This is a genomic window from Sorangiineae bacterium MSr11954, assembly GCA_037157815.1.
Taxonomy (GTDB): Bacteria; Myxococcota_A; Polyangia; order Polyangiales; family Polyangiaceae; genus Pendulispora; species Pendulispora albinea.
This window is the reverse complement of the sequence record CP089984.1, coordinates 2,942,040-2,965,376: the sequence shown is the minus strand read 5'-3', so window position 1 is coordinate 2,965,376 and position 23,337 is coordinate 2,942,040. Positions and strand designations below refer to the sequence as shown.

The 23,337-nt window shown below is 68.4% G+C and carries 19 protein-coding genes; 12 read left to right on the top strand and 7 right to left on the bottom strand.

Annotated elements, in window-relative coordinates:
- Positions 1 to 3 precede the first annotated feature (3 nt).
- The 5 genes from LZC94_11540 to cysK are packed head-to-tail and all read right to left on the bottom strand — an operon-like array spanning position 4 to position 3,391.
- On the bottom strand, positions 4 to 942 hold the full coding sequence (locus LZC94_11540; protein ID WXB17884.1) for a cysteine synthase family protein: 939 nt from the start codon (positions 940 to 942) through the stop codon (positions 4 to 6).
- Complete coding sequence (locus LZC94_11535) at positions 939 to 1,352, bottom strand: hypothetical protein (protein ID WXB17883.1); 414 nt, start codon at positions 1,350 to 1,352, stop codon at positions 939 to 941. Before LZC94_11535 ends, LZC94_11540 begins: the two co-directional genes overlap by 4 nt.
- A gap of 2 nt (positions 1,353 to 1,354) precedes the next feature.
- A complete protein-coding gene (locus tag LZC94_11530; GenBank protein WXB17882.1) occupies positions 1,355 to 1,645 on the bottom strand; it encodes a MoaD family protein in 291 nt (96 codons plus the stop codon).
- A gap of 7 nt (positions 1,646 to 1,652) precedes the next feature.
- Positions 1,653 to 2,405 (bottom strand): HesA/MoeB/ThiF family protein, encoded by a 753-nt coding sequence (locus LZC94_11525; protein ID WXB17881.1) that lies wholly within the window; start codon positions 2,403 to 2,405, stop codon positions 1,653 to 1,655.
- Positions 2,402 to 3,391, bottom strand: coding sequence for a cysteine synthase A (gene cysK, locus LZC94_11520; GenBank protein ID WXB17880.1), 990 nt, complete (start codon positions 3,389 to 3,391; stop codon positions 2,402 to 2,404). Before cysK ends, LZC94_11525 begins: the two co-directional genes overlap by 4 nt.
- Positions 3,392 to 3,424: 33 nt before the next feature.
- On the opposite strand from cysK, the gene LZC94_11515 reads away from it, so the two are divergent.
- Together LZC94_11515 and LZC94_11510 are read left to right on the top strand one after the other, a co-directional pair.
- Positions 3,425 to 4,426, top strand: coding sequence for a dipeptidase (locus LZC94_11515; protein ID WXB17879.1), 1,002 nt, complete (start codon positions 3,425 to 3,427; stop codon positions 4,424 to 4,426).
- 96 nt (positions 4,427 to 4,522) lie between these two features.
- Entirely contained in the window at positions 4,523 to 5,845 is a 1,323-nt protein-coding gene (locus tag LZC94_11510; protein ID WXB17878.1) for a hemolysin family protein, read from the top strand.
- Between the two features lie 418 nt (positions 5,846 to 6,263).
- Here the strand turns inward: LZC94_11510 and LZC94_11505 are convergent, their stop codons facing one another.
- Positions 6,264 to 6,962, bottom strand: coding sequence for a hypothetical protein (locus LZC94_11505; GenBank protein WXB17877.1), 699 nt, complete (start codon positions 6,960 to 6,962; stop codon positions 6,264 to 6,266).
- A gap of 49 nt (positions 6,963 to 7,011) precedes the next feature.
- Here LZC94_11505 and LZC94_11500 point away from each other — a divergent pair, with 49 nt between their 5' ends.
- Positions 7,012 to 7,440 (top strand): hypothetical protein, encoded by a 429-nt coding sequence (locus tag LZC94_11500; GenBank protein WXB17876.1) that lies wholly within the window; start codon positions 7,012 to 7,014, stop codon positions 7,438 to 7,440.
- A gap of 43 nt (positions 7,441 to 7,483) precedes the next feature.
- Here LZC94_11500 and LZC94_11495 read toward each other — a convergent pair whose 3' ends face one another.
- The gene (locus LZC94_11495; protein ID WXB17875.1) at positions 7,484 to 8,647 is read right to left on the bottom strand and encodes a hypothetical protein; all 1,164 of its coding nucleotides are present in this window, start codon (positions 8,645 to 8,647) and stop codon (positions 7,484 to 7,486) included.
- 187 nt (positions 8,648 to 8,834) lie between these two features.
- Here LZC94_11495 and LZC94_11490 point away from each other — a divergent pair, with 187 nt between their 5' ends.
- The 9 genes from LZC94_11490 to LZC94_11450 all read left to right on the top strand — a co-directional run bounded on the left by LZC94_11490 (position 8,835) and on the right by LZC94_11450 (position 23,334).
- Positions 8,835 to 9,455 carry an aminodeoxychorismate/anthranilate synthase component II gene (locus LZC94_11490; protein ID WXB20176.1) on the top strand — a complete coding sequence of 207 codons (621 nt, stop codon included), beginning with the start codon at positions 8,835 to 8,837 and terminating at the stop codon, positions 9,453 to 9,455.
- 5 nt (positions 9,456 to 9,460) lie between these two features.
- Positions 9,461 to 10,504, top strand: a complete 1,044-nt coding sequence (gene trpD, locus LZC94_11485) for an anthranilate phosphoribosyltransferase (GenBank protein WXB17874.1) — start codon at positions 9,461 to 9,463, stop codon at positions 10,502 to 10,504.
- The gene (locus tag LZC94_11480) at positions 10,497 to 11,309 is read left to right on the top strand and encodes an indole-3-glycerol-phosphate synthase (protein WXB17873.1); all 813 of its coding nucleotides are present in this window, start codon (positions 10,497 to 10,499) and stop codon (positions 11,307 to 11,309) included. The genes trpD and LZC94_11480 overlap by 8 nt, the downstream gene beginning before the upstream one ends.
- Positions 11,310 to 11,376: 67 nt before the next feature.
- Positions 11,377 to 12,258: a site-specific tyrosine recombinase XerD gene (xerD, locus tag LZC94_11475; GenBank protein WXB17872.1), complete on the top strand. Its 882-nt coding sequence runs from the start codon at positions 11,377 to 11,379 to the stop codon at positions 12,256 to 12,258.
- A gap of 41 nt (positions 12,259 to 12,299) precedes the next feature.
- Positions 12,300 to 13,148, top strand: coding sequence for an N-formylglutamate amidohydrolase (locus LZC94_11470; GenBank protein WXB17871.1), 849 nt, complete (start codon positions 12,300 to 12,302; stop codon positions 13,146 to 13,148).
- A gap of 12 nt (positions 13,149 to 13,160) precedes the next feature.
- Positions 13,161 to 14,105: a hypothetical protein gene (locus tag LZC94_11465; protein WXB17870.1), complete on the top strand. Its 945-nt coding sequence runs from the start codon at positions 13,161 to 13,163 to the stop codon at positions 14,103 to 14,105.
- Between the two features lie 62 nt (positions 14,106 to 14,167).
- On the top strand, positions 14,168 to 14,395 hold the full coding sequence (gene rpmB / locus LZC94_11460; protein ID WXB17869.1) for a 50S ribosomal protein L28: 228 nt from the start codon (positions 14,168 to 14,170) through the stop codon (positions 14,393 to 14,395).
- Between the two features lie 1,866 nt (positions 14,396 to 16,261).
- A complete protein-coding gene (locus LZC94_11455) occupies positions 16,262 to 22,165 on the top strand; it encodes a type I polyketide synthase (protein ID WXB17868.1) in 5,904 nt (1,967 codons plus the stop codon).
- The gene (locus LZC94_11450; GenBank protein WXB17867.1) at positions 22,162 to 23,334 is read left to right on the top strand and encodes a beta-lactamase family protein; all 1,173 of its coding nucleotides are present in this window, start codon (positions 22,162 to 22,164) and stop codon (positions 23,332 to 23,334) included. The genes LZC94_11455 and LZC94_11450 overlap by 4 nt, the downstream gene beginning before the upstream one ends.
- Positions 23,335 to 23,337 lie beyond the last annotated feature (3 nt).

Sequence of the window (23,337 nt, the reverse complement as noted above, 5' to 3'; positions counted from 1 at the left end):
CCATCACCAAATGTAGCGCCGCTCCCACTTGAGGGGCGCGAAATACCGGTCACCCCGGTCGGCCACGATGGCCACGACACAACCCTTCTCCCCGCGCTGCGCGAGCTCCTCCGCGATTTTCACCGCGATGAAGATGTTGGCCCCCGAGGAGTGCCCCACGTGCAGCCCCTCTTCGCGCGCGAGCCGATCCGACATGTCCCAGCCATCTTCGGTGCTGCACGGCCGCGTCTCATCGGGAACGCCCGCGTCGTAGATGGGGGGCACGATGCTGCTCGCCAAGTGCTTCAAGCCCTCCAGGCCGTGCAGCGCGTCCTCGGGCTCCACCGCGACGCACCGAATGGGACGCACGTGCTCCTTCAGCCGCCGTGTGGTGCCCATCATCGTTCCGGTGGTGCCCAGACCAGCCACGAAGTGGGTGATGCGATCGCCCACCGCCTCCAGGATCTCGCGGCCCGTGCCCTCGTAGTGGGCGCGCGGATTGGAGGGATTGGCATATTGATCGGGATAGAAATACCGTTCGCGATCGCGCTCCACCACCTCGCGCACCATGCGAATGGCGCCATCCGAGCCCTCGAGCGGATCGGAATAGATGATCTCCGTCCCAAACGCTTGCGTGATGTCCTTGCGCGCCTGCGACACGTTCGAGGGCATGACCAAGTGGACCTTCACCCCCAGCGCCGCGCCGTACAGGGAGTACGCCACCCCCGTATTTCCGCTGGTCGAATCGATGAGGATCTTGTCCTTCGTGAGCCGCCCATCCGCGAGCGCGTCGGTGATCATCCGAAGCGCAGGCCGATCTTTGACGCTCCCGCCCGGATTGGCGAACTCCAACTTCGCATACACCTCCACCCCTGGCGCATTCGCCGTTACGTTCCGCAGACGCAAGAGCGGTGTATTTCCCACCGCATCCACCACCGACTCGATTCGCCGACTCCGTCTCAACGCCCCGTCTCCCCGTCGAAAAGCCCCCTTCGCATTGCCAACAACGCCCGCATCGCCCCTTGCGCCACCTCCGCCGCCCCTCCATGGAGCGCGCCAAGCTTCTCCACCGCGTCGCCCTCCGAAACCGCGGAGGTCGACCCCGCCGTAGCCCCGTTCGCCGCGCCCGCATCGGTTTGCGCGCGCGGGCCCGCGATGGTCACCCCCACCCCCGGGTTGATCCCGCGCACCACCTCGGCCATCGTCTCGTCCTCGACGATGGTGCCCACGCCCGCGCCGGCGAGGTAAAGCGCCTCCACCCGCGCGTCGAGAGAGCTCCCCGTGACGCGCACGCGAAGGCCTTCGAGGCGCGCTTGCCCCGAAGGCCCTACATCTGCCAGACGCGTTTGCCTCGTGTACCGAAGCGAGGCCACGTTCAGCCGCCCGCGATGGCCGGAACGATGCTGACCAAATCGCCTGCTTTGAGCTGTGTCGAGAGCCCTTCGAGGAAGCGCACGTCCTCCTCGCCGACATAGATGTTGATGAAGCGGCGCACGCCCTTCTCGTCGAGCAGGCGGGCTTTGACCCCGGGGTGCCGATGATCGAGATCGTCGATCAGCGCCCCGATGGTGGAGCCGGCGGCCGTCACTTCTTCTTTGCCCCCGGTGAGGGTCCGAAGGCTGGCGGGGATGCGCACGTTCGTTTCGAATTTCGTCTCTTGACTCATTGGCCTTTCATCCTTCCAAGCAGGCGTCCGCCATGATGTAGCGGCCGCGGTCGATCGCCGTGATGTTGCTCTTGCTGTCGCCGAGCACTCCGCACAAAGAACAGTCGCTGCGCCGGGGAATGCGGCGTCGCCGCACCATGCGCGAGGGCTCCGCGCGCCCGTCCACCGTCACCAGCTCGCCCGCCACCTCGCGCGCCCCCTCGAGCCAGCGCAGGGCGAGATCGGCTTGAAGCGCGCCCGCCAAGCCGACCACGGGCCCCATCACGCCCGCCTCGGCGCAGTTGGGGACGTGATCGCGCGGGAGGTCTTCGAAGAGGCAGCGGTAGCAAGGCCCGCCCGACGGGGGCACGGCCAGCGCGGTTCCCACCCAGCGCACCGCCGCTCCGTGCACGACGGGCCGCGCCGCGATCGCGCACGCGTCGGCGGTGAGGAACTTGGTCGCAAAGTTGTCGCTCCCCTCGACCACCAGATCGTAGCGCGAAACCAGCTCGACCGCGTTGTCCGGCAGGAGCCGCGTCTCGTGCGCCTCGAAGCGAAGATCGGGGAAGAGCTCCGAGAGCGCCCTTTGGCCCGCGGCGATCTTGGAGGTGCCCACGTCGCCGTCCCGAAAGAGGATCTGACGGTGCAGGTTCGAGCGCTCCACCGCGTCGTCGTCGACGAGGCCCAAGGTGCCGACCCCCGCCCGGCCCAGGGCCAAGCAAAGCGGGGCGCCGAGGCCGCCCATTCCCACCACGAGGACGCGCGCGTTCCGGAGGCTCATGCGAAGTACTCGCCCAGGCTGAAGTAGCGCTCGCCGGTATCGAAAAGCATGGTGACCACATTCTTATGGGGTCCGAGCTCGCGCGCGACATCCAGGGCCACCGCCACCGTCGCCCCCGAGCTGATTCCCACCAGCAGGCCTTCGCGCTGCGCCAGCTCGGTCTTGGTGCGCCATGCGTCGGCGTCGCTCACCGTGCGCACCTCGTCGACGACCTTCGCATCGTAATTGCGTGGGACGAACCCGGGCGCCAGGCCTTGAATCTTGCTGGGCCCGCGCTCCCCGCGCGACAAGGTGGCGCAAGACTCGGGCTCGACGGCCACGATGAGCGGCCCCCCCGACGCGCGCGCGCCAAGCTCGCCCCGAAGCACCCGCCCCACGCCGGTCAAGGTGCCTCCCGTCCCCACCCCGGCCACGAACGCGTCGATGCGCAGGTCCTCCATGGCCTCCACGATCTCCCGCGCCGTGGTGCGCGCGTGCACCTCGGGGTTCTCGGGGTTGTCGAACTGTTGGGGCAAAAATGAGCCCGGGGTATCCGCGGCGATGGCGCGCGCCCGGGCGATGGCCCCCTCCATTTGCTGCTCCTCCGGCGTGAGCACGATGGTGACCCCGAAGGCCTCGAGGAGCTGCCTTCGCTCCAGGCTCATACTCTCCGGCATGGTCAAGATGCAGCGGTACCCCTTCACGGCGCACACGAGCGCCAGCCCGATGCCGGTGTTGCCGCTGGTCGGCTCCACCACCACGCCCCCCGCGCGAAGCTTTCCCTCGCGCTCGGCCTCTTCCACCATGGCCAAGCAAATGCGATCCTTCAACGATCCGCCGGGGTTGATCTGCTCCATCTTTGCCCAGATGGTCGCAGCGGGCTCGGCGCGCTCGCCTCGCGCATCGCGCGCGCCACGCTCCCCAGGCTCGCCACCGGACATCCGACGCAGACGCACGAGCGGCGTGCTGCCAACCAGCTCCAGGAGATCGTTCGCTATAACGGACATGACGTATGGCAGAGTAACATGCGCGACCTACCCATGATGGTCTCTGATGAAGCGAAAGCGGTTCATGCAGCCTACCCGGCGGTGGACCTTCACGCCGACACGCTCATGTGGACGCGCTGGCTTGGCTACGATCTGCACGCGCGCCACACGCCGCCGTTGCCGTGGGCTGCCTTGGGGGGTCACGTGGACATCCCGCGCATGCGGGAAGGAGGCATGGCCGCGCAGTTTTTTAGCCTGGTTTCCCTGCCGCTGCGCGAGCGCGGCGCCGGGCTCGCGCGGGCGGTGGACGAGCAGATCGACGCGCTGGTGGAGGCCATCGAACGGCGACCGCGGGCCCTTCGTTTGGTGAAACGGGCGGACGAGATTCGCGCGTGCGAGGACGAGGGCCAAGTCGCGGCCCTGCTCGGCATCGAGGGCGCCCATGCGCTCGAAGGCGATCTCGACCGAGTCGCCCACTTTGCGCGGCGGGGGGTGCGCTACATGGGGCTGCTCCACTTCAGCGCCAACGAGGCGGGCTTTCCGGCCTATGGGCGAGGGCGCGACGATGAGCGCGGGCTCACCGCGTGGGGACGCGATCTGGTGGCCCGCTGCGAGGACGCATCGGTGCTGGTCGATCTCGCCCACATCAATCGACGCGGCTTTCTCGATGCGTGCGCGATGGCCACCCGGCCGCCCATCGTGAGCCACACCGGTGTCCTCGGCGTGTTCGATCACTGGCGCAACATCGACGATGCTCAGCTGCGCGCGGTGGCCGACAAAGGCGGGTGCGTGGGGGTGATCTTCTATCCGCGCTACCTGGGCGGGAACGGCTTGGAGCCGGTGGTCAAACACATGCTCCACATCCTCGATGTGGTGGGCGAGGACGTGCCGGCGCTGGGAAGCGACTGGGATGGGTTCATCGTTCCCACCTCGCCCTTGAAGGATCCCACCGGTCTTCCACTCCTTACCGAAGCGCTGCTCGCCGCCGGGGTGCACGAGCGGGTCATCGGCAAAATTTTGCGACGGAATGTGCTTCGTGTGCTTGAAGCGGGCTGAGGAAGGACCTTTCGGTCGGCGACCACCGACTCAGCTGGGACCCGAGCCCGCGAGCATGGGCCGCGATCGATGGATTTCGTGTAGGATAGCCTTGGAATGATTAATCCAGGACAGTCCGTTACCTGGATCATCGCGGGGATCATCTCGTCGGCGGTCGGTTCGCTGTTCGCGACCGCCGATGGAGCCCTGGCTGCCATTCCCGCGGCGCATCTGCAGTCGCTGAGCGAGCAGCCCGGGGTCGTGGGCGACGCCTTCCGCCGCTATGTGCAAAACCGGCACGTGGTGCTCTCGCGCTGGCTGGTCGGGCGCATCATCGCCATCAGCGTGGCGGCGGTGCTCTACAGCCGGGTCGCGGAGTCGGTCTTCGTCGCCACATCCATCGGGGCTTCACCCGCTCTGGAAACCGTTGCGGCGGTACTGTGCGCGGTGTCGACCTACGGCACCCTCTCCGCGGGCCTCCTCAACGCAGCGCGACGGCGGCCGGAGGTCCTTGGGACGCTTGCCCTGCGCTTTCTGCGCCCGCTCGAGCTCGTTCTGGTCCCGCTGGCCGATCCGCTGGCGGCCTTCGGGCGATTCATCGGCAACCGCTTCGAGAAGAAGAAGAGCGAAATCGACGCGCGCCGAGCGGAGACCGAGGTGCAGTGGGTGGTGATGGAGGGCGAGCGCACCGGCGCCATCGCCAACGAGCCGGCGGAGATGATCCGCAACGTGCTGGAGTTCAAAGATCTCACGGCGCGCGAGGTGATGGTCCCGCGCAGGCGCATCTCGGCCATCGAGGTGTCGACGTCGCTCGAGCGGGTGGTGGCGCTGGTCGCGGCCGACGGGCACTCGCGCTACCCGGTCTACCGCGAGACGCTCGACAACGTGGTCGGCCTCCTCTACGCGAAGGATCTGTTCGCGGTGGTGAAAGAGAAGAAGGTGCACACCACCAAGCTCTCGGACATCGCGCGCTCCCCGGTGCTCTTCGTGATCGAGACGCAGTCGATCTTGAGCATGCTGCGCGAGATGCGCGCGCGGCGGCTGCACATGGCCATCGTGAGCGACGAGTTCGGCGGCACCTCGGGGCTGGTGACCCTCGAGGACATCATCGAAGAAATCGTGGGCGAAATTCACGACGAATACGACACCGAGACGCAAATCCAGGAGCTCGGCGAGGGGCGTTTGGTCGCCGATGCAGCCGTGCCGCTGGCCGATCTCTCGGCGCGCCTGGGTCGCAATATCCCGGCCGATGGGGAGTTCGAGTCCCTGGGCGGGTTGATTGTGCACCGCGCGGGGCGGGTGCCGGAGGTGGGGGCCACCCTCACGGTCGATGGGCTCAAGTTGATTGTTCGCGAGGCCGACAAAACGCGCGTCGTCAAGGTCGAGATCGTGCCGATTGAAATGAGCGCGCGGCCCGCGGCCTCGGCGCCTCCATCCTAGCCGAGCGGGCGCCGTGGGGTGCGCGGCCCCTCGCCGGCGCGGCGGTCTGCTCGATGCGTACGAGGGCGATCGCTGCCAGCGGGCGGCATGGGCCGATCGCGAGGGGGGCCGAGGGGGATCCCTGCGCTACCAAGCCGGAAGGAACGCGCAGAGCATCGATAAGCTGCCAGGGTTGCGAACCAGGGGCTGCGAACGATTTCGAGCGAATGGCTTGCGAGGCCATTCCGAGTACGCCTCCAGCGAGGAACGCGCAGAGCATCGATGGGCTGCTAGGGCTGCGAAACCAGGGCTGCGAACGATTTCGAGCGAACGGCTTACGAGGGCATTCGCAGGCGCGCCTCCAGCGAGGAACGCGCGGAGCATCGATGGGCTGCTAGGGCTGCGAAACCAGGGCTGCGAACGATTTCGAGCGAATAGCTTACGAGGGCATTCCCAGGCGCGCCTCCAGCGCGGCGACCCGACGTTCCAGGACGTCGAAGCGCTCGTGCTCCTTCCGATGCTCGAAATCGTGGCGCAGGCGTGCCACCTCTTCCTGCAGTGAGTCGATCCGTTGGTCGAGCCTGCGGATGTCGGCCGCGTTCTGGCGGATGTCGTCCGAGTTTTGGCGAATGTCCGCCGAGTTCTGGCGGATGTCGGCCGAATTTTGGCGGATGTCCGCCGAGTTCTGGCGCACGACCTCTTCGAGGACGCCGATGCGCTCCAACAACCGCGCCTCCACGGCGTCGATCTTGGCATCGAGCCGCGCAAATCCGGCCAGCATCCCCTCGAGCATGGTCGCGACTTGCGACTGCAATTGCTCGAAGCGCACCCCCAGGAAGCGCATCTCCTCGCGGAAGGAGGACATCTCCTCGCGTTGGGACTTCATCTCCTCGCGAAAGGAGGACATCCCTTCGCGTTGGGAGCGCATCTCCTCGCGTTGGGACTTCATCTCCTCGCGAAACTCGATCCCTTGCGCTCGAACGGTGTCCGCGAGCGTGGCCACCGTGCCCGAAAGGGCGGCCAGCCGCTCGGCCTGGAGCCGGTCGTTCTCCCGCAGCTCCGTGAGGGCCGCCTCCAGCGCCGGATTGACGCGTGTGCTCGTTTTCGGCTTCGAGCGGACCGCCTTGCGCGTGGCCATCGTCGCTCTCTCTTCTACGCGGCGGACCCGTGCTAGGCAAGCGTACCCGATGACCGCGCAACGCCCGCTCCCCCCAACGCCACGCGCCATCCATCTTCGCCGCCCCGGCGCGGCGAGCACCGCCGTCCCCCGCGTTCCGTTCGGCCTTCCCGCGTGGTCCGACGATCCGGCGGCGCCGGCGGTGGCCATCGAGCTCGGCCCCCTCACCGGCCGCGCATTTCTCGACTGCACCAAGCAAATTGCCGACGCGCTCCCCGCACCCGAGAGCTTGCCCGCCGGCAGCCTCGTGATCGTCTTGGGGGAAGCCCCCGCCCAAGCCGGCCTCGTAGCTCGGTTTCTCCACAGCATCCGCCGAACCGAACCCGTGGCCCGCAGCCTCCGCGCATCCGCCCTTCTCGCCCGCGGCTACACGCGGATCGGCGCGGCTCGCGACGAGGCGAGCGCGCACGATCTCGTGTGGGGCTTTGCGCCGGCGTGATGGGTCGAGCGATCCCGACCTAGCTCGGCGCGTTCGAGGCCGGCTACTTCGCCACGCGCTGGGTCAGGCCCGTGACCAGAAGATCGGCGCGCTCGAGCAAGCCGGGCTTCGAGTCGGTGACCACGTCTTGCGGGCCGCCTTTTTCGCCGCGGATATCGCGGATGGCGTTGGCCAACTGCGCGGCCAGTTGCGCGGTCTGCCCGGAGGTTTCGCTGGGGCAGGCTTTGTCGAAGGTCTTTGGCACCACGTAGATGGCGCCCGGAGCGCGCGAGACGTCGCCGCTCTTGTAGGCGGCGAGCTTGCTCGCGCTGCCGGTGAGCGGGTTCGTGAAATTGAACTCGCCCGGGAGCGACAGGTTCGGCGGCGTGAACTGGATGGGCGCCGTGAGGGGCGCGAGGATCGCGGAGTTGTTGCCGCCCGGATCCTTGTCGACGACGACCACGTAGTTGACGGTCGTCTGACCCGGCGGGGCCTTGAGCTGGTCGGTGAGCGGCTTTTCCAGCTTCGTGAGGAGCCCCTGCACCAGCTGCTTGCGATCGTTGAGCGCCTGCACGGCGGTCACGAACTCCACGAGCTGGAAGGTCACGTCGGTCGGAAAACCGCTGAAGCGCCGGCCCGCCAGCTTGCTCCCGTCGAAGTCGATGTTGATGCCGCCGAGATCCTTCGCGAGGGTCGACGGGTAGCTCCGATCCTTGAGGAGCGCCGTGCGCCCGGCCTCGAGCTTCTCGGCCAGCTGCTGCAGCTTCGTCTTGGCCGCGCCCACATCGCTCGCGAGCTCGGACGCGTCTTTTCGGCTCTTGTTGCGACCTTCACCGCTCTCCGCGGCTTGGCCTGCGATGTAGCCGACCCCCAAAAAGACGACCGCGGCCACGGCGGCCACCAGCAACCCCTGCTTGCGCGCGCCGGTGCGGGCCTGCTGGACCGTGGCCTCATCGACCTCGATCCGCGTGGGCTGCGGCGGTGCCGGCGGACGGTAGGGAGCGGCCACGGCGGCCAAGGGATTCGACGGATCGACCGCGAACGGGGACGGTGAACCGACCGGGATGCCCGGCATCGGAGGCGGCGGCATGACCGGCGGCGGCGCCTGGTCAGGCTGGGGGACGGGAACCGGAATCGCGGCGCCGGCCGTGGGATTTGCACCCCCACCTGCGGAGCCCTTTCCAAGTCGCGCCTTCAGATCGATCTTAGGCTTTCTTTCTTCGGCCATCGGGCTCCTGCATTCGCCAGAGACTTTCGCGAGAAGTTACGTGCCCTTCACCTTGAATGTCAACGTTCCACACTTTACATGGCGGACGCTCGCGTGCACCTTGTGCGCGATGTCCGCGCCCGCCCCCACTGCCTCGGGGACTCTTTTCGGCTCCACACCGCGTTCCTCCTCCGCGCCATCGCCGCCGCTGCGCGTCCTCGTCGTCGACAACTACGACTCGTTCACCTTCAACCTCGTGCAATACCTCGGCGAGCTCGGAGCGCAAACGCGGGTGGTCAAAAACGACGAAATGGCGGCCGCCGATGTCCTTGCCTCCGGATCCGACGGGATCCTTCTCTCGCCCGGCCCATGCACCCCGAACGAGGCCGGCATCTGCCTCGACGTGGTGCGCGAGCTCCAACAACGAGGCGGTACGATGCCCTTGCTCGGTGTGTGTCTTGGACACCAGGCGATCGGGCAAGCCTTTGGTGGCCATGTCGTTTCCGCCGAGCGGCTCATGCACGGCAAGACGTCCCCCATCGTGCACGACGGACGGGGTGTTTTTTCCGGACTCCCCTCCCCTTTCGAGGCCACACGGTACCATTCGCTGCTGGTCGAGCGCGCCTCGTTTCCGGGTGAGCTCGAGATTTCCGCCTGGACGCAGGAAGGGGAAATCATGGGCTTGCGCCATCGCACGCTCCCCATCGAAGGGGTGCAGTTCCACCCCGAGAGCATCCTGACCCGAGAGGGCAAGCGCCTCATGGCCAACTGGCTCGCGCGCCTCGCCCCGCACCGCGAACACGCTCCCGCCGCGCAGGGCACAGCGTGAGCGCCGTGAGCCCGATCACCTTCGCCGAGGTGCTCGCGCGGCTCACCGCCCGTGAGCCGGATGCGGTCACCGTGCGCGCCGCCTTCGACGCCATTTTGCGCGGAGAGTGGACCCCGATGCAGACGGGCGCCTTTGCGGTCGCCCTTCGCCTCGCGGGCGAAACGTCGGAGATCATCGTGGCGGCCGCCGAGGCGCTTCGGGCCACCATGACCACCGTCGACGTCACCGGCGGCGGGACGGTGCTCGACACGTGCGGAACCGGGGGAGACGGATCGCACACCATCAACCTGTCGACCGCCGCCGCCATCGTGGCCGCCGCCTGCGGCCCGCGCGTGGCCAAACACGGAAACCGCTCCGTTTCGAGCCGGTGCGGGAGCGCCGACGTGCTGGAGGCGCTGGGCGTTCCGACCGACATTCCGCCCTCGCTCCAGGCCGAGGTGCTGGCCGAGGTGGGCATCGCCTTTCTGTTTGCGCCCGCGCACCACCCGGCGCTGAAGCATGCGGCCCAGGCGCGGCGCGAGCTGGGCGTGCGCACGATCTTCAATGCCATCGGCCCGCTGGCCAACCCGGCGCGGGCCACCCATCAACTGGTCGGCGTGTACGACGATGCGCTTCGCCCGGTGATGGCGCGGGCGCTCGCCCGCCTTGGCGTGCGCGCCGCTTGGGTCGTCCGAAGCGACGACGGCCTCGACGAAATGAGCGCGTCGTCCGCCACCAAGGTGACCGAGCTCACCGAGGACGGCACCTTCGTCGAGCGCGTGGTGGTGCCGGAGGACTTCGGCCTCGAGCGGCGCGGGCGCGAGACGTTCGCCGGCTCCACGGCCGAGGAGAACGCGCGCGCCATCCTGACGATCCTGCGCGGCGAGCCGCACCCCGCGACCGACGCCGTCGTGCTCAACGCGGCCGCGGCGCTGGTGGTGGCCGGCGTGGCGCGCGATCCGAAGGATGCGGCTGCGTGCGCGCGCGAGGCCATCGTCTCCGGCAAGGCGATCGCGGTGCTCGAAGCTTGGCGAAGAGCCACCGCGAGGAGGCGGCCCGACCATGGGTGAAGCGCGTCGCGAAAGGGTTCTGGACGCCATTGTGGCCTCCAAACGGGCCGAAATCGAGGCCCTGAAGCTCGAGCTAGCGAAGGAGAGCCCCGCGGCCCCCGGCGCGCGCCGTGAAGGCGTGGCCGAGCGGCTGGCCCGCCCATCGGGGGCACCGCTGCGGCTCCTGACGGAGATCAAGCGCAAGAGCCCGAGCGCGGGCGCGCTCTCGACCGCCATGGGCGTCGACGATCGCGCGCGCGCCTACGCCCGCGCGGGGGCGAGCGCCATCAGCGTGCTTTGCGACGGTCCCTTCTTCGGGGGCTCCTACGAGGACGTCACGCGCGTGCGTGCGGCCTTGGAGAGCGAAGGGCTATCCACGCCCATCCTCGCCAAGGAGTTCATCTTGGACCCCGTGCAGCTCCGGCGCGCCTCGGCGGCGGGGGCCGATCTGGCGCTGCTCATCGTGCGCATCGTGAGCCCCGAGCAGCTGGGCAGCTTGGTCACGGCGGCGCGCGACGCGGGCCTCGAGCCGCTGGTGGAGGTGGCCACGGAGGCCGAGCTCCGCATCGCGCTCGCCACGGAGGCGCGCCTCATCGGCGTCAATGCGCGCGATCTCGACACCTTGCGCATGGATCCCGCGCGCGCGGCCAGCCTGGTGGCGGCCATTCCCGAGGGGCGGGTGGCGCTTCATCTCTCGGGCCTCAAGACGCCCGACGATGTGCGCGCGGTGGCCCGAGGAAGGGCCGATGGCGCCCTCCTCGGCGAGATCCTGATGCGGCAAGACGATCCGACCGCGCTGCTCGCCGAGCTCGTGGCCGCGGCGTGATCGGCGGCGGCCCGCTGAAAAATCGCATTGCGCGGGCGGCTCCCGTAACATGGCGTGACCTACGCGCATGGACTTGTACGGCTGGATCGACGCTTATTTGAACCACCTGCGGGTCGAGCGGGCGCTCGCCAAAAATTCGCTCGACGCGTACGCGCGCGACTTGAACCGGCTCGCGTCGCACGTGGCCACGGACGATGTGAAGACCATCACGATCGCCCACATCGCCGAGCTCTTGGCCGACAACGTGCGCAGCGGGTTCGGCGCCCGCTCGAGCGCGCGGCAGCTCTCCGCGCTGCGCGGCTTCTTTCGGTTCCTGGTGCGCGAACGCGTCATCCCCGCCGACGTCACGGCGCTCATCGATCGCCCCAAGCTGGGACGCAAGCTCCCGCGCATCCTCTCCTTCCCCGAGGTGGAGCGCCTCTTGGCCACGCCCAACCTCGCGAAGCCGAGGGGCGTGCGCGACGCCGCCATGATTCATTTGATGTACGCGTCGGGCCTGCGCGTGAGCGAGCTATGCGCCCTCAAGCTCTCGGAGCTGGACATGCAGCGCGGCGTGGTGAGCTGCCTCGGCAAAGGAGGAAAGCGGCGGCTGGTGCCGGTGGGCGAGGTCGCGCTCGCGCACGTGAAGACCTATGTCGAGGGCGCGCGCAACCGTCATGCGCGCCCCGACACCCGGGTCCTCTTCGTCTCGCCGCGCGGTGGGCCGCTCACGCGGCAAGGCTTTTGGAAGCTCTTGAAGCGCTACGCGGCCATCGCCGGCATCACCGCCACGCTCTCGCCGCACAAGCTGCGCCACTCCTTTGCTACGCATCTTCTGCATGGCGGCGCCGACTTGCGCGCGGTTCAAGCCATGCTCGGTCATGCTGACCTCGGCACAACCGAAATCTACACCCGCGTCGCCCAGGAGCACGTTCGTCGTGCCCATGCGCGCGCCCACCCTCGCGCATGACTCGCGCGTGACGCAAAATCAGGCTAGCGTTGGGGGCTGTCGTGCAGAAGGCGCTCTTTACCCTCATCGAGCCGGAGCGCGGGGAGTCCCCGGTCGTCGTGGAGGTGCCTCACGCGGGGTTGGAGGTTCCGGCCACCTACCTCGCCAATCTCACCGCGCCCGCGCGCTCCATCGCCCAAGACGCGGATCTCTATGTCGACGAGCTCTATGCCGACGCGCCGAGCGAAGGGGCCACCTTGCTGGTCGCGCACACGTCGCGCTACGTGCTCGATTTGAATCGCGGCGAAGAAGATTGGGATCGCGAGGCCGTCGCGGCGCCGGCCTCGTTTCGTGGGGGCACGAACCATGGCTCGGCGCGCATGCCGCGCGGGCTCGTATGGCGCCTCACCACGGATGGGCAGCCGGCCCTCGCGCGCCCCCTCTCGCTCGCGGAGCTCGACGAGCGCATCGATCGCATCCATCGCCCTTACCACCGCACGCTTTGGTCGGTGCTGGAGCGCAAACGCGAGCGGTTCGGATACGCGGTTTTGCTCGCCGCGCACTCGATGCCGAGCAGCGCGCGAACGCTGAACGGAGAACCCGGTGCGCCAAGAGCCGACATTGTACCCGGAACGCAAGGTCGAACCACGTCCGCCTCCGTCTTCATCGAATGCGTGGATGCACACGCCCGCGCATATGGCTACACCGTGCGCCACGACGATCCCTACCGCGGTGGCTTTTCCGCGAGGCACTATGGTCAGCCTCACAAAGGGCTCCATGCCGTGCAGGTCGAGCTGGCGCGACGTCTTTACATGGACGAACGGTCGCTCGCGCGCGGGGTGGGCTTCGACGCCGTGCGAAATTGGTGTCGAAGCTTGGTGGCAAAGCTCGTCCGAACGGCGCTACGCTAGGGGCGAAGGCTGATGGACTCGGTGCCGCCCCTCACGCCTCCGCCGCCGCCGATGTCGACGTCCTCCCTCCCGCCCGACGTACGCCCCATCACGATCGTGCCGCCGGCCCCCATCAAGCCGCCGGTGCTGGCGTCCGACATCCTGCGCGAAGAGGTGGCCCCCATCGCCCCGGCCCAGCGCGCGGTGCGCATTTGGTTGGTGGGCTTTGCGCTCGCCTTTGCGGCGGTCGCCGTGGCATCGCGCCTGGGGTTTGGACCGCACTCGCGCAACGTCTTCAACGGCTCGCTCGCGACCGCGGTGGTGGCCCTGCTGGCCGCGCTCCTTCCCGCGCCGTATGCCGCGCGCGCGTCGCTTGCGGTCATCGCGGGCTTGGTCCCGCTGGCCCTTGGCGCGCTCGGGGAGGGGCCGCTGGCCGCGCTGGGCTTCCAGGGTCATTTCTGGGCGGCGGCCGGCCTGGTGATGGTGACCTTGCTGCCGGGCGCGCTCTTCTTTCGGGCCCGCTACCGCGCCTTTCGGGCTGCGCGCATCATCCTGGCGCTCACGATTTTGCTGTCGGCGCCGGCCATGGTGGGCCTTGGTTTGGACGCGGCCGCCGAGGGGGAGACCGTGCTGCGCATCATCCACGGCGCCACCCTGCTGACCGCCCTGACGGCCTTTTGCGGCTTCATGGGCGAGGAGACCACGGGGGCGTGCACCGCGTGGGCCTTGCTCGTGATTTTCGGGCATGCGGTCCGCTTGGGGCTGCAGACCTTGGGCAGCAACAGCCAGCTGTACGGGCCGTGGGGCTTCGTGGTGGGGGCGGTGGGCGAGTTCGTATCGGCCGCGCTGATGGCGTTTGCGATTTTTCAGCTGCTCGCGGTCGCGTTCGCCAGGGAAGCGCGGAAGGTCGATGTGCACCGGATCGTGGGTCCTGGGGCCGAAGATCGCCCTCCGCTCACCTCGATGACCTCCGAATAGCGCCGGAAAGCTCGGCAGCTCTTGACACGAGGCGTTTTTTTCGCCAGGTTGCGCCCCTCGCCATGGCTAAAAGTGACATTACAGGCAAGCGCAAGCTCAAGGCGCAAAACGTCTCGCACTCGAACATCAAGACCAAGCGCTGGCAGAATCTGAACATCCAGACGCGCCGGCTCTGGGTACCCGAGCTCAACAAATTCGTGACGTTGAACGTCACCACGCGCGATCTCCGCACGATCGACAAGATCGGTCTGTCCGAGTTCGCGAAGCAGCACAACGCCAAGCTAGCTTAGTTCGTCGAAGGTTGGCCGTCGGCTGCAATTCTGCAGCAGCGCGCCACCAGGGATGCACCGCCGCGACCCCCGAGGAAGCGGCGAGGCGGCTCGCTTGCGCCGAAATGGCGCCCCTTCGGGGCTGCGCCGGGCGCGGGCGGTGGGCCGAGAGTCGGTTTGCCCTCGCGGCGAATTTTTCAAAGTATCCGCAAAGAGCGTTTGGCCCCTGCGCGCCAAACGCCGTCGCGGGCTGCGCGGAGACGTGTGGACGTGGTCTGAGGATGCCGTCCGCCTCCGCGTAACGTGTGGGCGTGCTCCGAGGGTGCCGTCTGCCTCCGCGTAACGTGTGGGCGTGCTCGGGGAGGCGTCTGCCTTCGCAAAGTGTGGACGTGCTCGGGGAGGCGTCTGCCTTCGCGCAAAGTGTGGACGTGCTCTGAGGGTGCTACCCGCCTCCATGAGTGTGGGCGTGCTCTGAGGGTGCCGTCCGCCTCCGCGTAACGTGTGGACGTGCTCTGCTGGGAGGCGTCTGCCTTCGTACGTGGCGAGGCTTGGCGATCTGCGCGCGCGGCGCCCTATCCGTGGCGTGCATCGCGGGTGCGGGCTCCGTGCTCCCCGTCGCGCCCGGTGACGAAGGTGATCGCAGGCACAACACGACACCTTCGCGTCGCAGAAACGTCGCAGACGACCGCCCACGGCAGGCCCATCGCCGACGCCTTCACATCGCCGAAGACGGCGCAGCGTTCGACTCACGCCACGCAGGCGCATTCCGACGACCTGTCCTCGCAGGTGCATCGCAGACGACCGTCCTCGCGGGCGCATCGCGGACAACCGTCCTCGCAAGGGCACATCGCCAATGGCGGGGCACCGCAAACCCCTCCACATCGCAGACGACCGTGCACATCAAACAACCGCACATTGCAGATTCACGCCAGCCACTGGCGCACGCCGTTCATCGATGATTCGCCCGCGCGTGCCACGCATGCGACTTTCGCTCATTTCGAACAAATCATACGATCGCTTGAATCCTGCGATCCCATCTGAGCCCCTCCCCTTCTCACCCTGGCTTTTTCCGCTCATTTTAGCGAACGCCCTTCAAAACCATCACCGGTTTGTATCTCTTTACCGGTAACATGAAGACTAATTCGTATTTGGTCTTATTGTGAATATTCGTTATTCCCATTCGGATTCATGGGATTTGTTCACATGGAGAGGAACGCCGCGCACATGGCGGGGGCCATGAGTGATGGACATCGAGGGTAAGACAAGGGGCGATGCGTTGGCCAAACGGTAGGCAGATTGGAATTTCACTAAGACATTGATCTGCAAAATCTTTTACGCAAATGACGCTTGCGGTCGAGAGCTGGGGATGTTAATTGCCTAGTAGTCGCCTCCCATTCCGATTGCGAGCACCTGCGATTGGGAAGGGCGAGCGAGGGTTTCCCGTTTGGCCGATGCAGCGCTGGTTTGGTGCGGCGTCGGGCGCGTTTTGCGGTGGTCACCACTACCACCCCGCGCGCGGTCGTGATGCAGGTATGCCGACGACACCCGGGAGACCTCAACTCGATTCGATTCGTCCCAATCACACAAATGTGTCGCAGACATCGGCAAATGCCGGGTCTCGCGATGAGCGCTCGTGCGTACTGCAAATAACGAAGATCAAACCGTCAGTTCGTGCGCGTGTAGGAGCTCGATCCTCGAGCTCCCGTTCCTGGTCACTCCGGGGAAGGTTTTCCTAGCGGTTTCCGTTTTCGCTTTCGCCGAATCTGCGGCGTTTTGGCAGGTCGAGGCAGTGACGCAGCCGTGATCTTTATCTGGAATTAATTCGATCACGGTGAATTACAAACAACAATCCGTCTCCTGCAGATTTTTCCCAGCAAGGAGTTTCATATGGCAAAGTCGTCTGAGTCCGTCATCCCGCGGAGGATCGACCCGTCCGAAAATATCGGTGCAGCGGACTTAACACCCGTCTCGGGCCTCCGTACGGCTCGGGAAATCGGCGAGGGCCGCGAGCGCGGCTGGCCGGGCGGGCTGCGAAGGCGATTGGTTGGCGTCTCCGGCTCGGAGCGGACCAGCATCTTGTTGGGGCTGGTCGCAGGCCATGTCGCCGGGATCACCGGCCGCGGCAATCCGCAGATCATCGAGGCCGATGCCCCTTGGCGGCAGTTGGGAATTTATCAAAAGTACGCCAACCAACTGCGCGATCGGTTGTCCGAGGCTACCGGGCTCCGCTTGCCGGCTACTTCGTTTTTCGATTACCCCACGCCCGGCGCGCTGGTCGACTATCTGGTGGCCGAGCTCCTGGGAGAGCACACGGCGGCCGACGTCCCCGAGCCGGAAAAATCGGGCATGCACGACGATCCGATTGCCATCGTTGGCATGGGTTGTCGTTATCCCGGTGGAATTACCTCGCCCGAGCAGCTCTGGGAGCTCGTCTCGGCCGGTCGGGATGCCATTTCGACGATGCCCGAAAATCGCGGGTGGGACGTCGACGGCGTGTACGATCCGGAGCCGGGCCAGCTCGGTAAGACGTACACGCGCGAGGGCGGATTCATTCACGACGTCGATCAGTTCGATCCGGCGTTCTTTGGTATCAGCCCGCGCGAGGCGGCCGCGCTCGATCCGCAGCAGCGCGTGCTGCTCGAAACCTCGTGGGAGGCGCTGGAGCGCGCGGGCATCGACCCCGTGTCGCTTCGTGGCAGCCGGACGGGGGTGTTCGTCGGCATCGCGTACCAGGACTACGGTCCGAATTGGCACGAGCCGCCGAAAGACTTCAATGGGCACCTCCTCATGGGGAGCCTGACCAGCGCCGCGTCGGGGCGCGTTGCGTACACTCTGGGTCTCGAGGGCCCCGCGCTCACCGTCGATACGGCGTGCTCCTCGTCCTTGGTGTCGCTCCACCTGGCGTGCCAGGCCCTGCGCAACGGCGAGTGCTCGCTGGCGTTGACGGGCGGGGCCACGGTGATGGCCACGCCGGGCGTGTTCCTGGAGTTCAGCGTCAAGCGCGGCCTGTCGGCCGATGGACGATGCAAGTCGTTCTCGAAGGACGCCGATGGCACGGGCTGGGGCGAAGGCGCCGGCATGCTCGTTCTGGAGCGCCTGTCGGATGCCCGGCGCAATGGGCACCAGGTGCTGGCGCTCGTTCGCGGCACGGCGCTCAATCAAGATGGTGCGAGCAATGGCCTCACCGCCCCCAACGGGCCGGCGCAGAAGCGGGTCATCCGCCAGGCGCTGTCCAACGCGGGGCTGACGGCGGCGGAGGTCGATGCCGTCGATGCGCACGGCACCGGAACCACCTTGGGCGATCCGATCGAGGCGCAGGCGCTGCTCGCTACCTACGGGCAAGGGCGTCCGGACGGTAAGCCGCTGGCGCTGGGCTCGCTCAAATCGAACATCGGCCATACCCAGGCGGCGGCCGCGGTGGGCAGCGTCATCAAGATGGTGATGGCGATGCACCACGGGGTGCTCCCCAAGACCTTGCACGTATCGGAGCCTTCGCCGCACATCGATTGGTCGGCCGGCGCCGTGTCCTTGTTGACCGAGGCCAAGCCGTGGCTGCGCGCGGGCCATCCGCGCCGGTGCGGCGTGTCGGCCTTCGGGGTCAGCGGCACCAACGGCCATGTGATCCTCGAGGAGGCCCCCGGCGCCGCCGTGGGTGTGCTCGAGACGGACGATCCCGAGAGTGCGCCGCCGGCGTCCGGCGTCGCGAATTGTGAGCCGTGGACCGTGTCGCTCCTGCCGTTTCCCATCTCGGGCAAAGGCGCCCCGGCGCTTCGCGCGCAAGCCGCGCAGCTCGGACTGCGCTGGGAGGCGGCCGACTGGGAGCCCATCGACGTGGGCTACTCGCTGGCCGCGCGCACGCACTTCAAGCACCGCGCGGTGGTGCTGGCCGAAGGGCGCGAAGGGGTTCTTCGGGGCCTCACGGCCATCGCGAACGAGCAGAGCGCGCCGGGGATCTTCCAAGGTGTGGTGCAGCCGGGCGGCAAGCTCGCCTTCCTATTCACCGGCCAGGGAAGCCAGCGCCTGGGCATGGGCCGCGCGCTCTACGAGGCGTTTCCGCCCTTCGCCGATGCGTTCGACACCGTGTGCGCGCAGCTCGATGGCCACCTCGGGCGCTCGCTGCGAGAGGTGATCTTCGCCGACGAGAGCTCGCCCGACGCGCAGCTCTTGGACCAGACCGTCTACACGCAGACCGCCCTGTTCGCCGTCGAGGTGTCGCTGTTCCGGCTGATGGAAGCGTGGGGAATCACGCCCCACTTCCTCATCGGGCACTCGATTGGCGAGCTCACGGCCGCGCACGTGGCCGGCGTGATCGCGCTCGAGGACGCGTGCGCCCTGGTCGCCGCGCGCGGCCGGTTGATGCAAGCGTGCCGCCCGGGCGGCGCCATGGTCGCCGTGCAGGGGCGCGAGGACGAGGTTCGTGCGACCTTGCCCGAGGGCGGCATGGTCGACATCGCCACCGTGAACGGCCCGCTGTCGACCGTGATCGCGGGGGACGAAGAGGCGGTCATGGAGGTCGCCCGCGCGTGGGAGGCGAAGGGCCGCAAAATCAAGCGCCTGCGGGTCAGCCACGCGTTCCACTCGCCGCACATGGACAGCATGCTCGACACGTTCCGGCGGGTGGCCGAGTCGGTGGCGTTCGCGCCCCCGGCCATCCCCATCGTCTCGAACGTGACCGGGGAGCTCGCCACCGCCCAGGAGCTCGGATCGGCCGAGTACTGGGTGCGGCACGTGCGCCAGGCGGTGCGGTTCTTCGACGGGATGCGCACCCTCCAAGACAAGGGCGTGACGGCGTTCCTGGAGCTCGGCCCCGACGCCATCCTCACGGCCATGGGCCAGGGCTGCCTGAGCGAGGAGCACAGCGAGCGCGCGGTCCTGGTGCCGTCGCTGCGCGCCAAGCGCCCGGAGGTGGAGACCTTGATGACGGCGCTCGCCGAGCTGTACGTTCGCGGCGTCGACGTCAACTGGCAGGCGGCCTTCACCGGCCGCGGCCCGCAGCGGATCGATCTGCCGACATACGCCTTCCAGCGGCAGCGCTTTTGGCTCGAGGCCCCGCGCCTCGCGCCCGAGGGCGGCGCCGCGCCGGCCACCAACCCGGTGGCCAAGTGGCACTACCGGGTCACGTGGAACCCGTTCCAGCCCTCGGCGCCGCCGCGCACCGGTGGCACATGGCTCGCGCTCGTGCCGGCCTCGCGGAGCAACGACGCGCGCGTGGCGACGGTGCTGCGCGGGCTCGAGGGCTCGGGCGCCTCGGTCATCCGCATGGAGCTGCAAGGCAGCGACGCGCACCGCGAGACGCTGCGCGCGCGCTTGGAGCAGGAGCTGGCCGCGGAGGGCGTGCGCGGGGTGCTGTCGCTGCTCGCGCTCGACGAGGCGCCGCACGGCGAGCACCGCGCGCTGGCCACGGGTGTCGCCCTCACGGTGGCCGCGACGCAGGCGCTTCACGATCTGAACACGCAGATCCCGCTCTGGTGCGTGACGCAAGGCGCGGTGTCCATCTCCGATGCGGACGCGCTGCAGAGCCCCACGCAAGCGATGGTGTGGGGCCTCGGACGCATCGTCGGGCTGGAGCAGCCGACCCGCTGGGGTGGCCTCATCGACCTTCCCGCGGGCGACGCCAACCTGGATCCGGCGAGCGCCTCGGCCCTCGCCCGCGTGCTCGCCAGCGAGCATGGTGACGAGGCGGAGCGCGAGATCGCGCTGCGCGGGGAGAACGCGTGGGTGCGGCGCTTGGTGCGGGCGGAGACGCCCGCGCCGGAGAAGCCGTGGCAGCCGCAGGGAACGGTCCTCATCACCGGCGGCACGGGCGCGCTGGGTGCGCAGTCGGCCCGCTGGCTCGCGCGCCATGGGGCCAAGCGCCTGGTGCTCGTCAGCCGGCGCGGCTTGAATGCGCCGGGCGCCCCGGAGCTCATGGCGGAGTTGGTGGCGCTGGGCACGCACGTCACGGTCGCGGCCTGCGACATCGCGGACTCGAACGCCATCGTCAAGCTGCTCACATCGCTCCCGGAGCCCGTCACCTCGGTGGTGCATGCCGCCGGCGTCGTGGGGCGCATCGCGCCGCTGACGGATACGACCTTGGAGGAGTTCGCCGAGGTCGTCGCCGGCAAGGTGGAGGGCGCCGTTCACTTCGACGCGCTCACGGCGCTCCCGTCGATCCCGGCGCTCGATGCCTTCGTGCTCTTCTCGTCCGTGGCCGGCACGTGGGGCGCGCGCGGCCAGACGGCCTACGGCGCGGCCAACGCGTTCCTCGAGGCCCTCGCCCATCAGCGCCGCACGCGCGGCCTCCCCACGACCTCCGTGGCCTGGGGACCGTGGGCGGAGGCCGGCATGGCGGCCGATCCCACCCTCGACAAGCACCTGCGCCGCCACGGCGTGCCGCCCATGGCCCCGACGGTGGCCACCGAAGCCCTCTGGCAAGCGGTCGCCCGCGGTGACACGGCGCTCACGGTCATCGACGTGAACTGGCCCACCTTCCTGCCCACCTTGAGCCCCGGCAGGACCATCCGCCTGTTCGACGACATCCCCGAGACGCGTCCGGCGCCGGCTTCGTCGCCCAGCGCAGATGCGCCCGCGGAAGCCACCCCGGCGAACGCCCCCTCCCCCTGGGTGCAGCGCTTGGCCGCCGCCTCCGAGGCCGAGATTCGTCCCATCCTCGTCGAGCTGGTGCGCACGCACGCCGCCGCCATCCTGGGCTACGGCTCGCCGAACGACGTCGACCCCGAGGTGCGCTTCCTCGACCTCGGCTTCGACTCGCTCGCCGCGGTGGATCTGCGCAAGCGCCTCGTGGCGAGCACCGGTCTGAAGCTGCACGCCGCCATCGTGCTCGAGCACCCCAACTGCGTCGCGCTCTCGCAGCAAGTGGCCAAGGCGTGGGCCGAGCATGCCCCGCGCGCCGCCGCCGCACCGACCGCGAACCAAGGAGCCGCGGGCGAAGCCGGCGACGCCAACGCCTCGGCGGTCAGCCCCACGGCGAGCATCCGCCTGCTCTACCGAAGCGCGTGCCAGCGCATGTTGGTCGCGGAAGGCATCCAGCTGCTGCGCGCATGCGCCAAGCTGCGCCCGGTCATGCAGAACGCGGAGGAGTTCGGCAAGCCGATGGAGGCGGTCAAGCTCGCCGAGGGCCCGAAGACGGCCCTCGTGTGCCTGCCCCCCATCGTGGCCCCCTCGGGTCCGCACAACTACGCGCACCTCGCCGCGCGCTTCCACAAGGAGCGCGATGTCTACGCCTTCGCCAACCCCGGCTTCGGCGACGGCGAGCCGCTCCCCGCCACCCGCGAGGTGGTCATCAAGATGCACGCCGACGCCATCCGCCGTCAGATGGGCGATACGCCCTTCATGCTGGCCGGCTACTCCTCCGGCGGCTGGGTGGTCCACGCCGTCGCCGCGTACCTCGAGAAGCAGGGTGTCTTTCCGAAGGCGGTCGTCTTCCTCGACGCGCTCCCGGTGCGCGAGCGCGCTTGGGAGAAGGTGCACCGCCCGCTGCAGACCCTGGCGGTGCGCGAGCAGTCGTTCGGCCTGACCACCGACGACCAGCTCACGGCCATGGCCGGCTACTTCGACCAGTTCGAGCACTGGAAGCCCGAGTCGATCCAGGCCCCCATCGTCCTCATCCGCGCCACCGAGCCGATCCCCGAGTGGAAGGCCGAGGACGTGCAAGAGGAGTTCTGGAAGGCCACCTGGGACATCCCGCTCGAAATCCTCGACGTCCCGGGCGATCATTTCACCCTGATGAACGAGCAGGTCGAGACCACGGCCGACATCCTCCGCGGTTGGTTCGCGCGGAACGGAGCATGACGAACGGCACGGCATCCATCCCAGACGCGGCGCTCGCGCGCCGCGTCGATGCCGTGCTCGAACGGGCCCTCGGCGAACGGCGCATCGTGGGCGCGGTGGTGCTCGTCGCCCGCGATGGGCACCTCGCCTACGAGCGCGCCGTAGGCTTCGCCGATCGCGAGGCTGGGCGCCCCATGCGCGAGGACGCCATCTTCCTCCTCGCGTCGCTCACGAAGCCCATCGCGGCAGCCGCGGCGCTCGCGCTCCTGGACGCGGGCGCGCTCCGCCTGGACGATCCGGTGACCCGCTGGCTCCCCGCATTTCGCCCCAAGCTCGAAGACGGGCGCGAGCCGGTCATCACCGTGCGCCACTTGCTCACGCACACGGCGGGCCTCGGCTATCGGTTCCTCGAGATCGAGGGTGGGCCATACCACCGCGCCGGCGTCTCCGATGGCGGTGACGTTCGCGGCGTGTCGCTCGAGGAGAACCTGCGCCGCCTTGGCTCGGTGCCGCTGCTCTACGAGCCGGGCTCCGCGTGGGGTTACTCGCTCGCGTCCGACGTGCTCGGCGGGGTGGTGGCACGCGCGGGCGGCGCCGGATCGCCCGCGGGCTTCGCCGAGGTGGTTCAAAGGGTGATCACGGCGCCGCTGGGGATGAAGGACACGGCGTTCGAGGTGGTCGACCGAACGCGCCTGGTCACGCACTACGCGAGCGGACCGAAAGGGCCGGTCCCCATGTCGGAGCCGCACGTGGTCGCCTTGGGGCCCACGCAAATCCAATTCAGCCCCACCCGCATTTTCGATCCCGACTCGTATCCCTCGGGCGGCGCGGGCATGGCCGGCACCGCGCGCGACGTGCTCGGGTTCCTCGAGGCGCTGCGCACCGGCGGCGCGCCCATCCTGCGCGAGGAGACGGTGGCCGAGATGACGCGCAATCAAATTGGCGATTTCACGTCATCGCTTTTGCGCCCCGGAATTGGATATGGCTATGGCGTGGCCGTGGTTCGCGATCCATCGCAGAGCGGCTCGGCGCTGACGGCGGGGAGCTTTCAGTGGGGCGGCGCTTATGGCCACCATGGGTGGGTGGATCCCCGCGCGGGCGTGTCGGCGGTCATCCTGACCAATGTGGCGCTTGCTTGCACCCTCGGTCCGCTCGCCGACGACATCAAGCGCGCGGTGCACGCGCCGTAGGAG

Excerpts from the sequence above, each read along its gene's own strand:
- LZC94_11530 (WXB17882.1), bottom strand. The coding sequence starts at position 1,645 with ATGAGTCAAGAGACGAAATTCGAAACGAACGTGCGCATCCCCGCCAGC.
- LZC94_11525 (WXB17881.1), bottom strand. The coding sequence starts at position 2,405 with ATGAGCCTCCGGAACGCGCGCGTCCTCGTGGTGGGAATGGGCGGCCTC.
- cysK (WXB17880.1), bottom strand. The coding sequence starts at position 3,391 with ATGTCCGTTATAGCGAACGATCTCCTGGAGCTGGTTGGCAGCACGCCG.
- LZC94_11515 (WXB17879.1), top strand. The coding sequence starts at position 3,425 with ATGATGGTCTCTGATGAAGCGAAAGCGGTTCATGCAGCCTACCCGGCG.
- LZC94_11510 (WXB17878.1), top strand. The coding sequence starts at position 4,523 with ATGATTAATCCAGGACAGTCCGTTACCTGGATCATCGCGGGGATCATC.
- LZC94_11505 (WXB17877.1), bottom strand. The coding sequence starts at position 6,962 with ATGGCCACGCGCAAGGCGGTCCGCTCGAAGCCGAAAACGAGCACACGC.
- LZC94_11500 (WXB17876.1), top strand. The coding sequence starts at position 7,012 with ATGACCGCGCAACGCCCGCTCCCCCCAACGCCACGCGCCATCCATCTT.
- LZC94_11495 (WXB17875.1), bottom strand. The coding sequence starts at position 8,647 with ATGGCCGAAGAAAGAAAGCCTAAGATCGATCTGAAGGCGCGACTTGGA.
- LZC94_11480 (WXB17873.1), top strand. The coding sequence starts at position 10,497 with ATGGGTGAAGCGCGTCGCGAAAGGGTTCTGGACGCCATTGTGGCCTCC.
- xerD (WXB17872.1), top strand. The coding sequence starts at position 11,377 with ATGGACTTGTACGGCTGGATCGACGCTTATTTGAACCACCTGCGGGTC.
- LZC94_11465 (WXB17870.1), top strand. The coding sequence starts at position 13,161 with ATGGACTCGGTGCCGCCCCTCACGCCTCCGCCGCCGCCGATGTCGACG.
- rpmB (WXB17869.1), top strand. The coding sequence starts at position 14,168 with ATGGCTAAAAGTGACATTACAGGCAAGCGCAAGCTCAAGGCGCAAAAC.
- LZC94_11455 (WXB17868.1), top strand. The coding sequence starts at position 16,262 with ATGGCAAAGTCGTCTGAGTCCGTCATCCCGCGGAGGATCGACCCGTCC.
- LZC94_11450 (WXB17867.1), top strand. The coding sequence starts at position 22,162 with ATGACGAACGGCACGGCATCCATCCCAGACGCGGCGCTCGCGCGCCGC.